Source organism: Alistipes sp. AF14-19 (assembly GCF_003461645.1).
Lineage (GTDB): Bacteria > Bacteroidota > Bacteroidia > Bacteroidales > Rikenellaceae > Alistipes > Alistipes shahii.
This window is the reverse complement of record NZ_QTXM01000004.1, coordinates 16742-33942: the sequence shown is the minus strand read 5'-3', so window position 1 is coordinate 33942 and position 17201 is coordinate 16742. Positions and strand designations below refer to the sequence as shown.

Here is a 17201-nt window from a genome sequence, read left to right as displayed (position 1 = left end):
ATTATTCGGCAGCAGACGGCTGTTCGCCGTGCAGAGGTCGTAAATTAGCCATAAGAAAGTCGGATGTTCTTTTTATGAAGTCATCGAATGCAATCAGCATCGGGTCTTCCTTTCCGCCGTGAGCGGCATTTTCGACAATCATCAACTCTTTGGGTGTCGTTTCGGGCAGCGATTCGATTATTTTCCTGCTCATCCAGACGGGAGTGCGGAAATCGTTCTCGCCTACGATCAGGAACAGAGGTTTTTCGAATTCCGGAGCGATATGTACGGGCATCAGTTCGGTCGGAAAATCATCCGGAACCAGCAATTCATTGCGGGTCTTGTTTTTGTACTGCATGACCAAAGGGATGAAATCGTCGAAATCCGTCGGAAGGGAACGGCCGATGAAAGCATTCACCAGATTGTCGGTGTGTGCCGTAATCATGGACAGATAGGCGCCTGTCGACCAGCCGACGATGGCCGTCGCTCCGTCCAGAACTTCCTCCTGTTCGGAGGTCTTCCGTATGACAGCCCGGTAATCTTCCAGCATTTCCGTATAACACAGGTAGTTGCGATCCATTGCAAAGGGTGAACTCTTGCCGAATCCGCGCCAGTCGAAAGTCACGACATTGAACCCCCGGGAGGTCCAGTTCTTCGCCAGATAAAGTTGGAAGTAGGACATATTGCCTGCATCGCCATTGCATATGATGATGGTCGGGCGCTTTGCCTCACCCGGCGCTTCGTGGGTTCGGCGGTTTTCGTTCGGATTCCGCAGCTCGCTCTCGGACGGCGGGTTTTGTGCAGGGAAAAACCAGGTTTCGATTTTATAGCCGTCGTTTGTGATGACTTCTAAATTTCTATATATCAGCCTCATGCTTTCCGGCTTCCTGATATATACGGTATCCGGAATAATTGCATGGCAGTTTGCGATTCCTGAAAAGGACGCAATCAAAAGAGTGACGAACGCTTTCATGCTGTTTTCGGCAAATATACGAAAAAGTCGTGACATTGTCTGTCACGACCCGCTTTCGGGTTGGTTCATAGGCGGTCAGTCGAGCAGTTCGGAGAGTTTCTGCGCGAGGGCTTCGCCCCGCAGTTGTTTGGCTATGATCTTTTCCGTCGCACAGTCGATCAGGAAGCAGGAAGGGATACCGCCCAGCGTATAGTCGCTCCACGCCTGTGTCTGGCGCGGGTGCAGACCGAATCCCTGATGAATCTGCGTCCAGCGCATGCCGTAGGTCTCGATGCATTCGAGCCACCGTTTGCGGTTGGCGTCGTAGGAGACGCCGAAGATGTCGAATCCCCGGCTGTGGTATTTCTCGTAAAGCGCGGCGAGGTTCGGGAACTCCGCCCGGCAAGGCCCGCACCAGAGGGCGCCGAAGTCGAGCAGCACGTAGCGGTTGCCCGGTTTACGGACTGTCGCGGCGAGTGAAACGGTATCCCCTTCGGGCGTCTGTCCCGTGATGTCGGCATAAGATGTTCCGACATCGGCGCGCATCCCGGCGATCGTCTTGCGCAGTCCGAGCAGGGCGGGATGCTTTTGAAATGCAGCCGGGAACGAATCCAATAATGGCAGAAGCTCGCGTCCGGGACGATTGGTCAGTAATTCGTTCTCCAGCAGGGATAGCGCCAGGGCGTTGCGGTTCTCGAGAACGACCGCGCGGAATAAACTGTCGCAGGCTTCGGCCGTACGCAGCGGGGAAAGGCCTTTTTGCCTCAACCCGGCGACTTTTTGCGGCAGTTCGTTCCTGAACTCGTTCTGCGGCGTTCCGGTCAGGATGAATTCGTCTTCATTGCGCTTTTCAACACGGATCTCGCCGGTTTCGAGGATGAAATCCGAGTCGCTGATTTGTTCTCCGTCGGCGCCTCGTCCCATATAGAGGAAGGCGCTCACCGGATAGGGCCAGCTTCCTTTCATTGCGAAGGACGAGTTGTCGATTCGCGCCGAGTCGATGATGGTCTCCGGGCCTCCGGCATAGGTGATGATGTACATGTATTTTCCGTCGGTAAACGCCGGGTCGCGGCCCGTAAGGGTGAATTTTACGGCTGTCGATTGGCTGCAACCCGCCAGAATCGCGGTTGCGGCGATGATCGAAAGGGGCTTTTTCATGGGTTTGAGGGTTAGTGACTCCAAATATACAAAAAAGTCGTGACATTGTCTGTCACGACCCTCTGTTTGTACCGACGGTATGTGTACCCAATTTATTGGGCGAGCACCTTTTTTTCGATCTCCTCGACCTGGCGGCGGAACGCCTTGTCGGTCTCGATCAGATTCGTCACGGCCTTGCACGAGTGGAGCACCGTGGCGTGGTTGCGGCCTCCGATGGCCGACCCGATCGTCGTCAGCGGCGCCTTGGTGTGCTGCTTGGCCAGATACATGGCGATCTGCCGGGCCTGGGCGATTTCGCGCGTGCGCTCCGTGGAGTTGAAGCGTGCGAAGTCCAGATTGAGGTATTCGCACACGACCTCGATGATGTGGTCGATGGTGATTTCCTTCTGGTAGAGCTTCACGTAGACCTTCAGAATCTCCTTGGCCAGCGACGTGGTGATCTTGCGTCCGAGGAACGAGGCGTTGGCCACCAGCGACGACAATGCGCCTTCGATTTCCCGCACGTTGGCCGAGATGTTGTCCGCCAAGTACGCCACCACGTCGTCCGTGATCTGCGCCCCGAGTTTCTGCGCCTTGGCGCGTATGATCTTGAGCTTCGTGTCGTAGTCCGGCGTGTTGAGCTGGGCCGACAGTCCCCATTTGAAACGGGTCAGCAGTCGCTGCTCGATGTCCTTCAACTCGACGGGCGGCTTGTCCGACGTGAGGATCAGCTGCTTGCCCGCCAGTTGCAGGTGGTTGAAGATGTTGAAGAACGCGTTCTGCGTACCGGTCTTTCCCGTCAACTCCTGGATGTCGTCGATGATCAGCACGTCGATCATCTGGTAGAAGTGGATGAAGTCGGGAATCTCGCCGTTCTTGTAGGCCGTCTGGAACTGCGCCTGGAACTTGTTCATCGAGACGTACAGCACCTGCAACTCCGGGTGGCGCTGGCGCACCTCGTGGCCGATCGACTGCACGATGTGGGTCTTTCCCAGCCCCGAATCCCCATATATATAAAGAGGATTGAAGGGGTTGTTTCCCGGGTTCACCGCTACGGACATGCCCGCCGAGCGGGCCAGCCGGTTGCACTCGCCCTCGATGAAGGTCGCGAACGTGAGGTTCGGATTCAGCTGCGGATCGACGATAAGCTTCTTGACACCCGGAATTACAAAAGGATTTTTTATATTTGCGGTGTTGGTCTGCGCATTGAAACGCGAGATGGCTGTCGTGTCGGCGTCGGCCGCTACGGGAACCGCCGGAGCCGTCGCACGGGGCACGGCGTAGTGCAGTCTCGTCTGCTGCCCGTAGAGCTGCGAGATGATCGGTTTGAGGAACGGGATGTAGTTCTTCTCGATTTGGCGGACGTAGCTTTCGTTGGGAACCCTCAAGCGAAGCGTCGTGCCGTCGAATTCGAGCGGGACGATGGGCTGAAACCACTTTTCGAACTCCTCGGCGGAGGTCCGGGCCTTGATCTGGTCCAAGCAGTTTTGCCATATATCGCTATATGTCCGTGTGTTGTTTAACATGACAGAGGGTTGCACTATTTTTGATGTGACAAAGTTGTGAATAATTTTGCAAAAAGATTCTCGATTTTATGTTGCAGTTCTCCTTTTTTTGTATATAGAAAAGCAACGGTTTCCGGGGTCTCAATTTTAACTCCCTGATAGTGAATTATCGAATTTTATTTCGTATATTTGCATATAATTTTTTTGGGACTTCCGAAGTCAAACTATAAATAAAACTAATAAACTTATGGCAAACGAATTGGAACAATTGGTTCTGAAAAAAGCCCAGAGTTGGCTCGACGGCCACTATGACGAGGCGACGAAAAAGCAGGTCAAATACCTGATGGACAACGATATGAAAGAGCTTGTCGAGAGTTTCTACAAAGACCTCGAATTCGGTACGGGCGGCCTGCGCGGCATCATGGGCGTGGGTTCCAACCGCATGAACGTCTATACGGTGGGCGCCGCCACGCAGGGTCTTTCGAACTACCTGAAGAAGAACTTCGCGGGCGAGCGGGTGCGTGTGGCCGTGGCCCACGACAGCCGCAACAATTCGCGCATGTTCGCCGAGCATGTGGCCGATATTTTCGCCTCGAACGGGTTTCAGGTTTTTCTGTTCGACGCGCTCCGGCCGACGCCGGAATTGAGCTTCGCCATCCGCGAACTGAAGTGTCATTCGGGCGTGGTCGTCACGGCCTCGCACAACCCCAAGGAGTACAACGGTTACAAGGCCTACTGGACCGACGGGGCGCAGGTCACCGAGCCGCACGACAAGAACATCATCGCCGAGGTTGCGAAGATCACCGACGTGGATATGATCGAGACGGGCAAAAATCCCGAAAATATCACCATCCTCGACGAGAAGTTCGATGAAATCTATTTAAATAAGGTGCACGAACTCTCGCTTTCGCCCGAAAGCGTGAAGAAGCACCACGACATGAAGATCGTCTATTCGCCGATGCACGGTGCGGGCGTGCGGCTGGTTCCGGCGTCGCTGAAGAAATTCGGCTTCACGAACGTGATCATGGTGAAGGAGCAGGCTGTCATCGACGGCGACTTCCCCACCGTCGAGTCTCCCAACCCCGAGGAGCGCAAGACGATGGCGATGGCCATTGATCTGGCCGCGAAGGAGGGCGCCGACCTGGTTCTGGCCACCGACCCCGATTCGGACCGCATCGGCGTGGCGCTGCGCAACAAGAAGGGCGAATACGTGCTGCTGAACGGCAACCAGACCCTCGTGCTGCTGTTGAGCTACCAGCTGACCCGCTGGGCCGAGCGCGGCGAGCTGGACGGCAACCAGTATGTCGTGAAGACCATCGTCACCTCGCAGATGGCCAACGCCGTGGCCGAGCATTTCAAGGTGAAGTGTTACGACTGCCTCACGGGCTTCAAGTATATCGCCAAGATCATCCGCGAGAACGAGGGCAAAGCCAAGTACATCGGCGGCGGCGAAGAGTCGTTCGGTTACCTGGCGGGCGACTACGTGCGTGACAAGGACGCCGTGTCGGCCTGCTCGCTGGCCGCCGAGGCCGCCGCATGGGCGATGGATACGATGGGCCTGACGCTCTACGAGTGGTTGCAGGAACTCTACGTGAAATACGGTTTCTACCGCGAGGGCCTCGTTTCGGTGGTCCGTAAGGGCAAGGAGGGCGCCGAGCTGATCCAGAAGATGATGGTCGACTTCCGCGCCAATCCGCCCAAGGCGATCCTCGGTTCCGAGGTGGTGAAGATCAACGATTTCCAGACGCTCGAAACGCTCGACGTGAAGACCGGCGCGAAGACCGCCATCGAGCAGGACCGCAGCAACGTGCTGCAATGGTTCACCGCCGACGGCACGGCCGTTTCGGTGCGTCCCTCGGGCACGGAGCCTAAAATCAAGTTCTACTTCGGCGTGAAGGCGCCGCTGGCTTCGGTCGCCGATTTCGACAAGACGCTGGCTGAACTCGACGCCAAGATCGAAGGCATCAAGAAAGACCTCAAGCTGGAGTAGCCCCCTGCTTTCGGGGCGGTTCCGTCCCGCCGATACCTCCGAACGATTCCGTTCGGAGGTATTTTTTTGCTCTGGGGCGTTCCGGGGCGTTTGCACGGCCCCGAAAAGGGCTGGCTCCGCGGGCATGAAATCGCCTTTGCTCTATATTCTCGAAGTGCTCTTTTGTAGCGGACTGCTCCTGGCGTTCTACCGCCTGCTGTTGGTCCGCAAGGTTTCATTCAGGGCCTGCCGCCGCTATCTGGTCGCTGCCGTATTTCTCTCGGCGGTCATCCCGGCGCTCGACATTCCGCTCTACCCTGCCCGGACGGTGGTCTATCCGCTGCCGCTGATCGCCGCGCCCCCGGCTGAAAACTTCGTGCAGACGACCGGGGAGCTTCCCGCTGCCGGTCCGGTCGTCCCAGCCGGCTGGCGGCGCATATTGCGCCCGGTGGCTGTGGGAGGCTATCTGACGGCGGTGTTTCTGTCGCTTGGGTTTCTTGCGGTCCGCATGGTCGGAATTCGCCGTCTGCGGCGACGGTCGCGTCTGACCGATTGCGGGGCGTACACCCTTGCCGAGCATCCGCAGATCGCCACTCCCTTTTCGTTCCTGCGCACGGTTTTTCTGGGCGAGGGATACGAAGGGCGCCGGCGCATGATCGTTCTCTGCCATGAAGCGGGTCATGTCCGTCACCGCCATTCGGCGGAACGCATCGCCGTCGAGCTGGTCCGCAGTCTCTTTTGGTTCAATCCGTTCGTCTGGATTGCCGGGCGGTGGTTGCAGGAGGTGCACGAATGGGAGGCCGACCGCGGCGTGCTCGACGCCGGTTACGACCTTACCGAATACAGAACGGTTATTTTTCACCAACTCTTCGGCCATAATCCGGATATAGCCTGCGGGTTGAATCATTCACTCACCAAAAAACGATTTGCCATGATGACCCAATTCAGAAAACGCCGTTTTGCCGTGCTGCGGCTCGGTGCCGCCATTCCCGTGGTGGCAGCAATGATGATGCTTTGCAGTTTTACCGTCAAAACTCCTCTTCCGGCAGCCGGGGATCCGGACCGGCCGACCGTTACGGTACATATTTCCTCCGGCGGAAAGATTCTCTTCAACGGCCGTCCTGTGACGGTCGGGGATCTGGAGCGGCTGATCGCCGCCGAACGCGAAAAACTCTCCGAAGCCGACCGTGCGCAGATGGAGGTGGTTCTGCGGGCCGACAAAGATGCTCCTATGGCCGATCTGGCCGACGTGATGGACGCGTCGCGCCGTGCGCATGCCTTTCGTCTCAAACTGACTGCGGAAGCTTCCGATCCCGGCATCGTGCGGATGCTTCCGCCCGATCCCCTGCGCCTGCCTGCCGACAGCGCGGATTATGCTTTGCCCGCGACGAACCGCAACGACAGGTAATTGCCCGCGCCGTGCCGTTGAAACTGACCGAACCAAGACGCTGATCCCTCCCCTGATGCCATAAGCGGGAAATGCCCCATACGACGGCCAAAGCCGCCGCATGGGGCGTTTTTACGGCTTCGGGCCGGGGCTTTGCCGCGGTCGGCGGCGTTTTATAACTTGGGGTTGCCGCGGTGACGCTCCTTGTCGCGGGCGGTCTTTTTGGCGAAATTGGCCTCAACGGCCGCCGTGAGGTCCACGCCCGTCTGGTTGGCCAGGCACACCAGCACCCACAGCACGTCGGCCATTTCGTCGGCGAGGTTCTCCTTTTCGCCCGCCTTGAACGACTGGTCGCCGTATTTGCGGGCCATCACGCGGGCCAACTCCCCCACCTCTTCGGTCAGGCAGGCCATGTTGGTCAGTTCCGAGAAGTAGCGCACGCCGTATTCCCGGATCCAGGCGTCTACGCGCTCCTGCAATTCCTTGATTTCCATCTTATTTTACTCTTATCAGATTCAGCCCGTCGCGCAGCGGGACGATGACGTTCTCCACCCGTGCGTCTTCGACGACCATGCGGTTGAATTCGAGGAGCGCCTGCGTGTGGCGGTCGTTGTGCGCCACGGGCTGCACGACCTTCCCCGACCAGAGGATGTTGTCGGCGATCAGCACCGATCCGCTGTGAACAAGCGCCTTACTGCCGTCGTCGCCCATCAGCATCCGGTAATAGGCCGGATATTCGCGTTTGTCGCCGTCGATGAACACGAGGTCGAATTCGCCGCCCAGTTTCGGGGCGATGTCGAGCGCCGAGCCGATGTGCAGGCGGATTTTGCCGCCGTGGGCCGAGCGGTCGAAATACGATCGGATGAACTCTTCCAGCTCGTCGTCCACCTCGACGGTGTGCAGTTCGGCCTCTTCCTCCAGCCCCGCGGCCATCGAGAGCGCCGAGTAACCCGTGAAGGTCCCGATTTCGAGCGCCCGCCGGGGCCGCAGCATCCGTACGAGCATCTCCAGCAGACGGCCCTGAATGTGCCCCGAGATCATCCGCGGCGCCACGGCCCGCAGATTGGTCTCGCGGTCGAGTTCGTGCAGCAGCTCCTCCTCGGGTTCCGAAAAATCGTGGACGTATTTTTCGAGAGCGTCCATCTATTCCTGATAAAATCCGTGTTTGTTGAAGGCGTACGATGCGGCGATTTGCTCCGGCGTGTCGGCTTCGAGCGCGAGCAGGCATTCGCGCGTGAATTCCAGATACCCCGAGCCGTTGGCCGTCACGACATTGCCGTCGCGCACGGCCTGCCGCTCCTGGTAGAGTTTCTCGCCCGTGTAGTTCGCGCCGCCCCATTCGCGAAGCATTTCGAGGCCGTTTCCGGTGTGCCTTACGCCGTTCAGGAATCCGTGGGCCGCGAGGAACGATGCGGCGTTGCAGATCGCACCGACGAGAATCCCGTGCGACAGGGCCTCCCTTACCAGCGGGACGATCCGTTCGGTTTCGGGCGTCGCCCAGCTCATACCGCCGACGAGGATCAGCCCGGCGCAGTCGTCCGGCAGCGTCTCCGTATCGCAGTCGGGGGTGAGGGTCATGCCGCCGATCGAGCGCACGGGAACTCCCCCGGGCGTCGCATACCGCACGGCGTGGCTTCCCGGGCGTCCCGGCATAATGCCGCCGCGAAGCGCCGGGGCGAGGAATGCCGACTCCCAGTCGGCGAATTGGTCGAGTAATACGAACAATACGGTTTTCATCTTATTTGTAGATTAATCGTGACATATCCGAAAAAACCTCCTCGGCCACCTCCGTGAGCTGCCGGGCCGTCAGGGCGCGGACCTTGGCGTAGACCTGCTCCATGGTGTCGATGCCGTCGTGGACGAGCAGGCTTTTGCCCGCCCCGAGCATGTAGCTTTCGTTGCTCTCGCTCGATATGGCCAGCTGGGCGATGAACTGTTTCTTGGCCATCGATAGCTGGCGCGCCGTCAGCGGCACGGTGCGCAGTTTGTGCAACTGTCCTTCGATCAGCTCGATGCACTGCTCCGCGTTGCTGTGGTCCGAACTGAAATAGATGGCCACGATGCCCGTGTCGCCGTAGGGCGTGTAGCTGGCTTCGATGTTGTACGAAAGTCCGTTCTTCTCGCGCACCACGATGTTGAGCAGCGAGTTGGCGCACGGACCTCCGAGAATGTTCGTCACGAGGGCCAGCGGCAGCCGCCGATCCTCCGAGATGCCGAATGCCCGGCTGCCGATGATGCAGTGGGTCTGGTGCGTGTGCTTCGAGACCGTCTTTTCGAAGGCCCGGTAAGGCGCGGGCGCCGCGCGCACGAAGCCGCGCTGCGAGGCGGGCTGCGAGGCGAAATAGCGTGCCGCGACGGCTTCGGCGGTCTTGGCCGAGAAGTTGCCGATCGACGAGAATACCATCTGGTCGGTGGTGTGCGTGCGTGCCGTGAAGGCGCGGATCGCCTGGCCGTCGTAGCGCATCAGCGACGCCTTGCGGCCCAGGATGTTGTGGCCCAGTTCCGAACCTTCGAACAGCATGTCCTCGAAGGTGTCGTAGATCAGGTCGGCGGGCGAATCCTTGTAGGTGTTGATCTCGTCGACGATCACCTCCTTTTCGCGCTCCAGCTCCCGGTCGGGGAACGTCGAGCGGAAAGCGATGTCGGCGATCAGCTCCGCGGCCTTCGCGAAGTCGCCCTTCAGCGTCGTGGCGTGAATCGTCGTGTCCTCCTTGGTGGTGAAGGCGTTCAGCTCCCCGCCGAGGTTTTCCAGGCGGCAGTTGACCTGCCATGCCTTGCGTCGCTCGGTCCCCTTGAAAAAGGCGTGCTCCGTCAGGTGCGCCAGTCCGTACTCTGCGGGATGCTCGTCGCGGCTCCCGGCGCCGATCACCAGCGCGCAGTGCGCCACGGTGTTTCGCACCTGACGGTGAATGCCGCGGATGCCGTTGGGGAGTGTATAGGTAGAGAATTCCATTCAATTGAAAATTAAAGATTAAAAATGAAAAATTGGGCTGCGCGGCTATTTTTGCACATGTGTACGACAATTTTTCATTTTTCATTCTTCATTATTTTTGCGCGCATGCGCAAAAATTTGCCCGTATGGCTTTCGGTGCACTTTTCCAGTTCGCGCGGCGTGCCTTCGAACACGACCCGTCCGCCCGCCGTGCCCGCCTCGGGGCCGAGGTCCACGATCCAGTCGGCGCATTTGATGATGTCCATGTTGTGCTCGACGACGACGATCGTGTGTCCGCGCTGGATCAGGGCGTTGAACGCCGCGAGCAGTTTCGAGATGTCGTGGAAGTGCAGCCCCGTCGTCGGCTCGTCGAAGATGAACATGACGCCTCCCTGCGCCGAATCCTTCGTCAGGAACGAAGCCAGCTTCACGCGCTGGCTCTCGCCGCCCGAGAGGGTCGACGACGACTGTCCTAACTTGATGTATCCCAGACCCACGTCCTGCAACGGTTGCAGCCGCTCGACGATGCGCCGGCAGGTGGCGTTCTTCTTGCTTTCCTCGCCGAAGAAGGCGATGGCGTCGTCCACGGTCATCTCCAGTACGTCGTAGATCGACTTGCCGCGGTATTTCACTTCGAGCACCTCGTCGCGGAAACGCCGCCCGCCGCACGCCTCGCAGACCAGTTCCACGTCGGCCATGAACTGCATCGAGACCTTGATCATGCCCTCGCCCTGGCACTCCTCGCAACGGCCTCCGGCGATGTTGAACGAGAAGGCCGAAGCGCCCAGCCCGTTGTGCTGGGCATAGGGCTGGTCCGAGAAGAGTTTCCGGATTTCGTCGTAGGCCTTGATGTAGGTCACGGGGTTCGAACGCGACGATTTGCCGATGGGGTTTTGGTCGACCATCTCGACCGATTTGAGCAGCTGCACGTCGCCCGTCAGGCCGTCGAAATCGCCGGGTTTCACGCCCGTGTCGTAGAGCAGGCGCCGCAGCGCCGGGTAGAGGATTCCCTTCGCCAGCGACGATTTTCCCGAGCCGCTGACGCCCGTGATGCAGGTCATCACCCCCAACGGAATCCGCACGTCGACATTGCGCAGGTTGTTCTCCCGCGCGCCTTTGACGGTTATCGAGTTGCTCCAACCGCGGGCGGTTGCCGGAACGGCGATCTCGCGCCGCCCCGTGAGGTAGTCGGCCGTGAGGCTCTTTTTGCTTTTCAGCAGTTGGGGCAGCGTGCCGCTGAAGACCACTTCGCCGCCGTTGTAACCGGCCTTGGGTCCGATGTCGACGATCCAGTCCGCGGCGCGGATCACCTCCTCCTCGTGCTCCACGACGATCACCGTGTTGCCCAGGTCGCGCAGCTGTTTCAATACGCCGATCAGGCGGTTCGTGTCGCGCGGATGAAGCCCGATCGACGGTTCGTCGAGGATGTAGAGCGAACCGGTGAGGTTGCTGCCCAGCGAGGTCGAGAGGTTGATGCGCTGGCTCTCGCCGCCCGAGAGGGTCGACGACAGGCGGTCGAGCGTCAGGTAGCCCAGCCCCACGTCGGCGAGGTATTGCAGGCGGTTGCGGATTTCGACGAGGATGCGCGACGCCGTTTTCGTGTCGTGTTCGTCGAGTTCCAGCCCTGCGAAGAAGGCGATCAGGGAGTCCACGGGCATCGCCACCAGATCGGCGATCGTCTTGCCGCCGACGCGTACGTACAACGCCTCTTTGCGCAGGCGCGAGCCGCCGCATTCGGGACAGGCGGTCTTGCCCGTGTAGCGGGCCTTCATCACGCGGAACTGGATTTTGCGCCGCTCCGAGTCGATGTATTCGAAAAATTCGTCGAGTCCGTGGAAATATTCGTTGCCGCGCCACAGCAGCCGTTTCTGCTCGGGCGTCAGTTCGTGGAACGGCGTGTGGATCGGGAATCCGAACTTCGAGGCGTTCTCCACGAGCTGCTGCTTCCATTTGCGCATCGTCTCGCCCCTCCAGCAGGCCACGGCGTCCTCGTAAATGGTCTTGCTCTTGTCGGGGATCACCAGGTCCTCGTCGATGCCGATCACCTTGCCGTAGCCCTCGCACCGGGGGCAGGCCCCCAGCGGGTTGTTGAAGCTGAAGAGGTGTTCCGAGGGGCGTTCGAACTCGATGCCGTCGGCCTCGAAGCGCGACGAGAACTCCCGTACGCCCTCGTCCGTGACGATTTCGCAGATGCCCCCGCCGTAGGAGAAGGCGCGGGCCACCGAGTCGCGGATGCGGGTCTGCGAGTCCTCGTCCGTCGCTACGCGCATGCGGTCGACGACGATCCGGATTTCGTCGGCCCGGGTGTCGGGACCGATTCCGGGCAGCACGTCCTCGATCAGCCGCACTTCGCCGCCCGTGTAGACCCGCATGAGACCCTCCGAGAGCAGCAGCGTCAGTTTTTCGATGATCCCCTGCCCTTCGCCCAATACCAGCGGTGCGCCGATGACCACGCGCTGTCCGTCGCGGGCGAGAATCCGGGCCGCCACGTCATCCACGCTGAAGCAGCGCACCTCCTGCCCCGAGACGGGCGAAAAGGTGTGCCCCGCGCGGGCGAACAGCAGTTTGAGGTAGTCGTAGATCTCGGTCGTCGTGCCCACGGTCGAACGGGGGTTGCGCGTGTTGACCTTCTGCTCGATGGCGATGGCCGGCGCGATGCCCGTGATGATGTCCACGTCGGGTTTGTTGATCTTCCCGAGGAACTGCCGGGCGTAGGCCGAAAGGCTCTCGACGTAGCGGCGCTGCCCCTCGGCGAAAATCGTGTCGAAGGCCAGCGTCGACTTGCCCGAGCCGGAGAGTCCCGTCACGACGACGAGTTTGTTGTGCGGAATTTCGACCTCGATGTTGCGGAGGTTGTGGACCCGCGCTCCTTTGATATATATGGAGTTTTCGTGTTCTTTCATGTTACAAATATTCCAATCCGCTTTTCCGAGTGTTTCACACTCGCCGTTATGTACCTTTTGGTGGTAAAAGGCGCCCAAAACCATCCGCATGCCGTTCTGGCGGGAGTGCCCTCGGATTCGCGTTGAGCGGGCGCAGTAAATCGGGCCTTTACGGCGCAAAAACACGCGCCGTTTAGACTGTGGCGGCTCGGCAAACAGCAAGCTGTCTGCCCTCGCCTGCGGACGCCTTTACAGCCCCCCCCCGCTCCGGGCGCGCGTTTCCTCGGTCTCTCTTTTTCCGTTGCGAACGATAATGCGGATTTTTTTCCGTCAAAAACGGAGCTGACCCGCAAATATTCCAATCCGTTGTTCGTATTTCATTCCGCTTCGTCCCGAACCGAGCCGCCGGCTTTGCGCAATTTTTCGATAAGCCCCGCTGCGCGGCTTTCGCGGATCGCGAGCCGCATCGTACAGAGGTTGTCGAAGGTCTGCTCCTCGATGCGCGGCTGCTGCTCCTTGACGACCCGCATGATGGCGTTCATCGCCACATAGGGGAAATCCACCCGCACCGTGCGGTCCACCGTCAGTTCCACGATTTCGGCCGCTGCGATGGCCTCGGCCGCCGACTCCCGGTAGGCGGCGATCAGCCCCGGAACCCCCAGTTTCGTGCCGCCGAAGTAGCGGACCACGACCACCAGGCAGTCCGTGATGTCGTTCGAGAGCAGTTGTCCGAGGATCGGTTTTCCGGCCGTTCCCGAGGGTTCTCCGTCGTCGTTGGCGCGGAACGCCTCGCCGCGGGGTCCCAGCCGCCAGGCGTAACAGTGGTGCGTGGCGTCGTAATACCGTTTGCGCAGCGCGTCGAGCCGTTCGCGGATCTCCTCCTCCGTGCGCACGGGATAAATCCAGGAGAGGAACTTGCTGCTCCGCTCCCGGCAGGCGGCTTCGGCGGGGGCCGCGACGGTTCTGTAACTGTCGCCGGCCACGTCTACCGAACCTTTCTGAAGAGCCGTTCCCAGCGGATGTTCGCGGGGAAACTCTTTTCCGCATCGAGCGACAGCCATACGAACGACGCCTTGCCCACGATGTGGTCCTCGGGCACGAAGCCCCAGAAACGCGAGTCGGCCGAGTTGTGGCGGTTGTCGCCCATCATCCAGTAGTAATTCATCGCGAAGGTGTACTCCGTCGCCTCTTTGCCGTCGATCACGATGCGTCCGTCGCGCTCTTCGAGCGTGTGCCCTTCGTAGGCCTCGATGATGCGGCGGAAGAGCGGCAGGTTCTCCGCCGTGAGCTGCACCGTGTCGCCCTTCTTCGGAATCCAGATCGGGCCGTAGTTGTCCTGGCTCCAGCGGGGCGCGCCCCACTGCGGGAACACCTCGTCGTTGGGGGTGTAGATATAGCGGTTGACCGAAATGACGTTGCTCAAGCCCCTGACCTTCTCGGCGAGTTCGTCCGTGAGGTTCATGTAGTAGCCCGAGCCGTAACCGCTGTACTCCCGGATTCCGAGGTTGTCGATGGCGTACTGCGTGAAGGGGGCCGAGGTCTGCACCACGTAGTTGTATTGCAGTCCGGGTATCGCCTCCTGCGGTTCGCCGTTGACCCACACCTTTCCGTTGCGGACTTCGAGCGAGTCGCCCGGAAGCCCCACGCAGCGTTTGATGTAGTTCTCGCGTTTGTCGACCGGGCGGCTGATCACCGTGTATTTTTCGTTGAGGCGTTTGCGTCCCTCCTCCTTGCCGAACGACTCCTCGAAGCTGCGCAGCGTGTCGTAATAGGTCACGTTCTGGTTTTCGAGCAGCACCGTGTCGCCCGCCGGGAAGTTGAAGACCACCACGTCGTTGCGGCGTATCGGCTTGAGCCCCTTGAGGCGGTGGTAGGGCCACTTGATCGCCTCGGAGAACGATTTCTTGGTCTGCGAGAAGGGCATCGTGTGGTGTACGAAGGGGAACGACAGCGGCGTGTTGGGCATCTGCGGTCCGTAAGCCACCTTGCTCACGTAGAGATAGTCGCCGATGAGCAGCGTCCGCTCCATCGACGAGGTGGGGATGACGTACATTTGGAAGATGAATAGATGCACCAGCGTCGCCACAACCGTCGCGAAGATGATGGCGTTGACCCATTCGTACACCGTGCGGTAGGTTTTGCTGCGCTGGCACATCTTCACGTTGTGGCTCCAGACGTAGCGGTAGAAGAACTTCGTGATGTAGAGGTCGAAGATGACCGGCAGTCCCAGCAGCAGCCAGAGGTTGCCCGTCCAGACCACGAACCAGAGCGTATAAAGCAACGCGGCCAGCGTGAAACCGACCCATTTGTTGCGTAGCAAGTTTTTGATTTTACCCATGCGGAAAGCCCCGATTTTAATTGTGAATTATGAATTGTGAATTATGCATTGCGCAGCAGGTCGTCCATCGAGTAGACCCCTTGTTTTCCGCAGAGGAATTCGGCGGCCACGACGGCTCCCAGGGCCAGCGTGCGGCGGTTCTTGATCGTGTGTCTGATCTCCAGCACGTCGTCCTCCGATTCGTAGGTCACGGTGTGGATGCCCGGGACGGCGCCTTCGCGCACGGAGCGGATTTCGATCCGGTCGGCGGGCGCCTCTCCGCTGCGTTCGATGCGGTTGGCGGCGTGTTCGATTCCCGGAGCCAGGTTGACCCAGCCCTGCTTGCCGGCGAGGTTTTCGACGATTCCCTCGGCCAGCGTGATTGCCGTGCCGCTCGGGGCGTCCTTCTTCTGGGTGTGGTGCACCTCCTCGATGCGCACGTCGTAGCCGCCCACGCGGTCGATCATCGCGGCCAGCTGCCGGTTGAGGCGGAACATCAGGTTCACGCCCAGACAGTAGTTCGAGGCGTAGAACAACGCCCCGCCCCGCTCGCGGCACAGCTCCTGCAACTCCCCGAGGCGGTCGGTCCAGCCCGTCGTGCCGCTCACCGCCGCCACGCCGCATTCGATGCAGGTGCGGATGTTCCGGTAGGCCGTTTCGGGCGTCGTGAACTCCAGCGCGACGTCGATGCCCGCCAGATGTGCGGCGTCGAGTTCGTGCGCGTTGTCCGTGTCGATAATCAGAGCCGCTTCGTGCCCTCTTTCCGTGAGAATCCGTTCGATTTCGCGGCCCATCTTGCCGTATCCTATGATTGCTGCTTTCATTTGTTTTGTCGAGATATTCGTACAAAGATACGAATTATTTATGAATCTAAACGCAGGAGAGCGTACAATAGTATTCCGGAATTTCGTATATTTGCCGGACAAATCATTTCCGGTATGCGCTATTTTCTCGAACTCCGGTACAACGGGGCCGCCTACTGCGGCTGGCAGCGGCAGCCCGACCAGCCGTCGGTGCAGCAGACGCTCGAACGGGCGCTCGCTACCCTGCTGCGCGAACCGGTTGCTCTGACGGGCGCCGGGCGTACCGACACGGGGGTCAATGCGGCCTATTACGTGGCGCACTTCGACTGCGAACGTCCCGTCGCCGATCCTGCGCAGACGGTCTGCAAACTCAATTTCCTGCTGCCGGGCGACATTGCCGTGGGCAGCATGACGCCCGTGGCGGAGGATGCACACGCCCGCTTCCACGCCCGCGAACGGGAGTACCGCTACTTCATCGAGCCGCGCAAGAATCCCTTTACGCGGCACGAGACGTGGCAGTATTACGTGCCGCTCGACGTCGGGCGGATGAACGAGGCGGCGGCGATGCTGACCGCGTACGACGACTTCACCTCTTTCGCCAAGCTCAATTCGAACAACAAGACCAACATCTGCCGTGTGAAGGAGGCCGTCTGGACGATCGACTCCCGCGGCACGATGTGTTTCACGATCCGTGCGGACCGGTTTTTGCGGAATATGGTGCGGTCGCTGGTAGGCACGCTGGTCGACGTGGGGCGCGGACGTTACACGCCCGACGGGTTCCGCTCGATCGTCGAGAGCCGCGACCTGTCGCGGTCGAGCGCCGGCGCGCCGGCCCAGGGGTTGTTTCTCTCGGACGTGGTTTACCCGGCGGACATATTCGAACATCAATGTTTCTCTAAATTCAAAATGTTATGATTGGAACGATTGTTTGGCTGATCGGCCTCGTGTGCGCAATCTGGTGCGTGCTGGACATTTTCAAAAAGAACATCTCCACGGGCGGAAAGGTCATCGCGGCGGTCGTGGTGCTGCTCACCAGCTGGGTGGGGCTTGCGGTCTACTACTTCTACGGCCGCGACCATTTGCAGGAGTGGTTCAAATAACCGTCCTGTGCAGGCGAAAACATGCGGCGGACCCACAGAGGTGCGGGATTAAAGTAATGTAACGACTTGATTTATATGGTAGTTACATTTTTGTATAGGAGAGTAGGTAACGAGAAGGCAACGGTTTGTTTTCAGCTTCTTGCGCTCAAATACCGCATTTCAAATAACCTATCGCAAGATACGAAAAATTTTCGAGATGGGCAAATTAGGCAGGGTCAACCGGCGAGTGCAATTTTAA

The 17201-nt window shown here is 59.6% G+C and carries 15 protein-coding genes; 4 read left to right on the top strand and 11 right to left on the bottom strand.

Annotation, left to right across the window (positions count from 1 at the left end; all coding sequences use genetic code 11):
- Position 1: 1 nt before the first annotated feature.
- The 3 genes from DWW03_RS05250 to dnaA all read right to left on the bottom strand — a co-directional run bounded on the left by DWW03_RS05250 (position 2) and on the right by dnaA (position 3594).
- The gene (locus DWW03_RS05250; RefSeq protein WP_022062432.1) at positions 2–952 is read right to left on the bottom strand and encodes an alpha/beta hydrolase family protein; all 951 of its coding nucleotides are present in this window, start codon (positions 950–952) and stop codon (positions 2–4) included.
- 75 nt (positions 953–1027) lie between these two features.
- Positions 1028–2089: a TlpA disulfide reductase family protein gene (locus DWW03_RS05245; RefSeq protein WP_118406445.1), complete on the bottom strand. Its 1062-nt coding sequence runs from the start codon at positions 2087–2089 to the stop codon at positions 1028–1030.
- Between the two features lie 92 nt (positions 2090–2181).
- Positions 2182–3594 carry a chromosomal replication initiator protein DnaA gene (gene dnaA, locus DWW03_RS05240; RefSeq protein ID WP_118406444.1) on the bottom strand — a complete coding sequence of 471 codons (1413 nt, stop codon included), beginning with the start codon at positions 3592–3594 and terminating at the stop codon, positions 2182–2184.
- Between the two features lie 226 nt (positions 3595–3820).
- Here dnaA and DWW03_RS05235 point away from each other — a divergent pair, with 226 nt between their 5' ends.
- Positions 3821–5563 carry a phospho-sugar mutase gene (locus DWW03_RS05235; protein WP_118406443.1) on the top strand — a complete coding sequence of 581 codons (1743 nt, stop codon included), beginning with the start codon at positions 3821–3823 and terminating at the stop codon, positions 5561–5563.
- Between the two features lie 124 nt (positions 5564–5687).
- Positions 5688–6950: a biopolymer transporter ExbD gene (locus DWW03_RS05230; RefSeq protein WP_118406442.1), complete on the top strand. Its 1263-nt coding sequence runs from the start codon at positions 5688–5690 to the stop codon at positions 6948–6950.
- 152 nt (positions 6951–7102) lie between these two features.
- Here DWW03_RS05230 and DWW03_RS05225 read toward each other — a convergent pair whose 3' ends face one another.
- From DWW03_RS05225 to dapB, 8 genes are all read right to left on the bottom strand, one after another.
- Entirely contained in the window at positions 7103–7423 is a 321-nt protein-coding gene (locus DWW03_RS05225; protein WP_015547726.1) for a nucleotide pyrophosphohydrolase, read from the bottom strand.
- A gap of 1 nt (position 7424) precedes the next feature.
- A complete protein-coding gene (locus tag DWW03_RS05220) occupies positions 7425–8072 on the bottom strand; it encodes an O-methyltransferase (RefSeq protein ID WP_022062428.1) in 648 nt (215 codons plus the stop codon).
- Positions 8073–8666 carry a type 1 glutamine amidotransferase family protein gene (locus DWW03_RS05215; RefSeq protein WP_022062427.1) on the bottom strand — a complete coding sequence of 198 codons (594 nt, stop codon included), beginning with the start codon at positions 8664–8666 and terminating at the stop codon, positions 8073–8075. It lies immediately after the preceding gene.
- 1 nt (position 8667) lies between these two features.
- Complete coding sequence (locus tag DWW03_RS05210) at positions 8668–9882, bottom strand: M16 family metallopeptidase (RefSeq protein ID WP_118406441.1); 1215 nt, start codon at positions 9880–9882, stop codon at positions 8668–8670.
- A 74-nt stretch (positions 9883–9956) separates the two neighbouring features.
- On the bottom strand, positions 9957–12764 hold the full coding sequence (gene uvrA / locus DWW03_RS05205) for an excinuclease ABC subunit UvrA (protein ID WP_022062425.1): 2808 nt from the start codon (positions 12762–12764) through the stop codon (positions 9957–9959).
- Positions 12765–13120: 356 nt separating this feature from the next.
- Positions 13121–13726, bottom strand: a complete 606-nt coding sequence (locus DWW03_RS05200) for an IMPACT family protein (protein WP_022062424.1) — start codon at positions 13724–13726, stop codon at positions 13121–13123.
- Between the two features lie 2 nt (positions 13727–13728).
- Complete coding sequence (gene lepB, locus DWW03_RS05195) at positions 13729–15081, bottom strand: signal peptidase I (protein ID WP_118406440.1); 1353 nt, start codon at positions 15079–15081, stop codon at positions 13729–13731.
- Positions 15082–15122: 41 nt separating this feature from the next.
- Positions 15123–15884, bottom strand: a complete 762-nt coding sequence (gene dapB / locus DWW03_RS05190; RefSeq protein WP_022062422.1) for a 4-hydroxy-tetrahydrodipicolinate reductase — start codon at positions 15882–15884, stop codon at positions 15123–15125.
- 114 nt (positions 15885–15998) lie between these two features.
- Between dapB and truA the strand changes: the two genes are divergently transcribed.
- Complete coding sequence (gene truA / locus DWW03_RS05185) at positions 15999–16778, top strand: tRNA pseudouridine(38-40) synthase TruA (protein ID WP_022062421.1); 780 nt, start codon at positions 15999–16001, stop codon at positions 16776–16778.
- Entirely contained in the window at positions 16775–16963 is a 189-nt protein-coding gene (locus tag DWW03_RS05180; protein WP_015547718.1) for a PLDc N-terminal domain-containing protein, read from the top strand. Before truA ends, DWW03_RS05180 begins: the two co-directional genes overlap by 4 nt.
- Positions 16964–17201 lie beyond the last annotated feature (238 nt).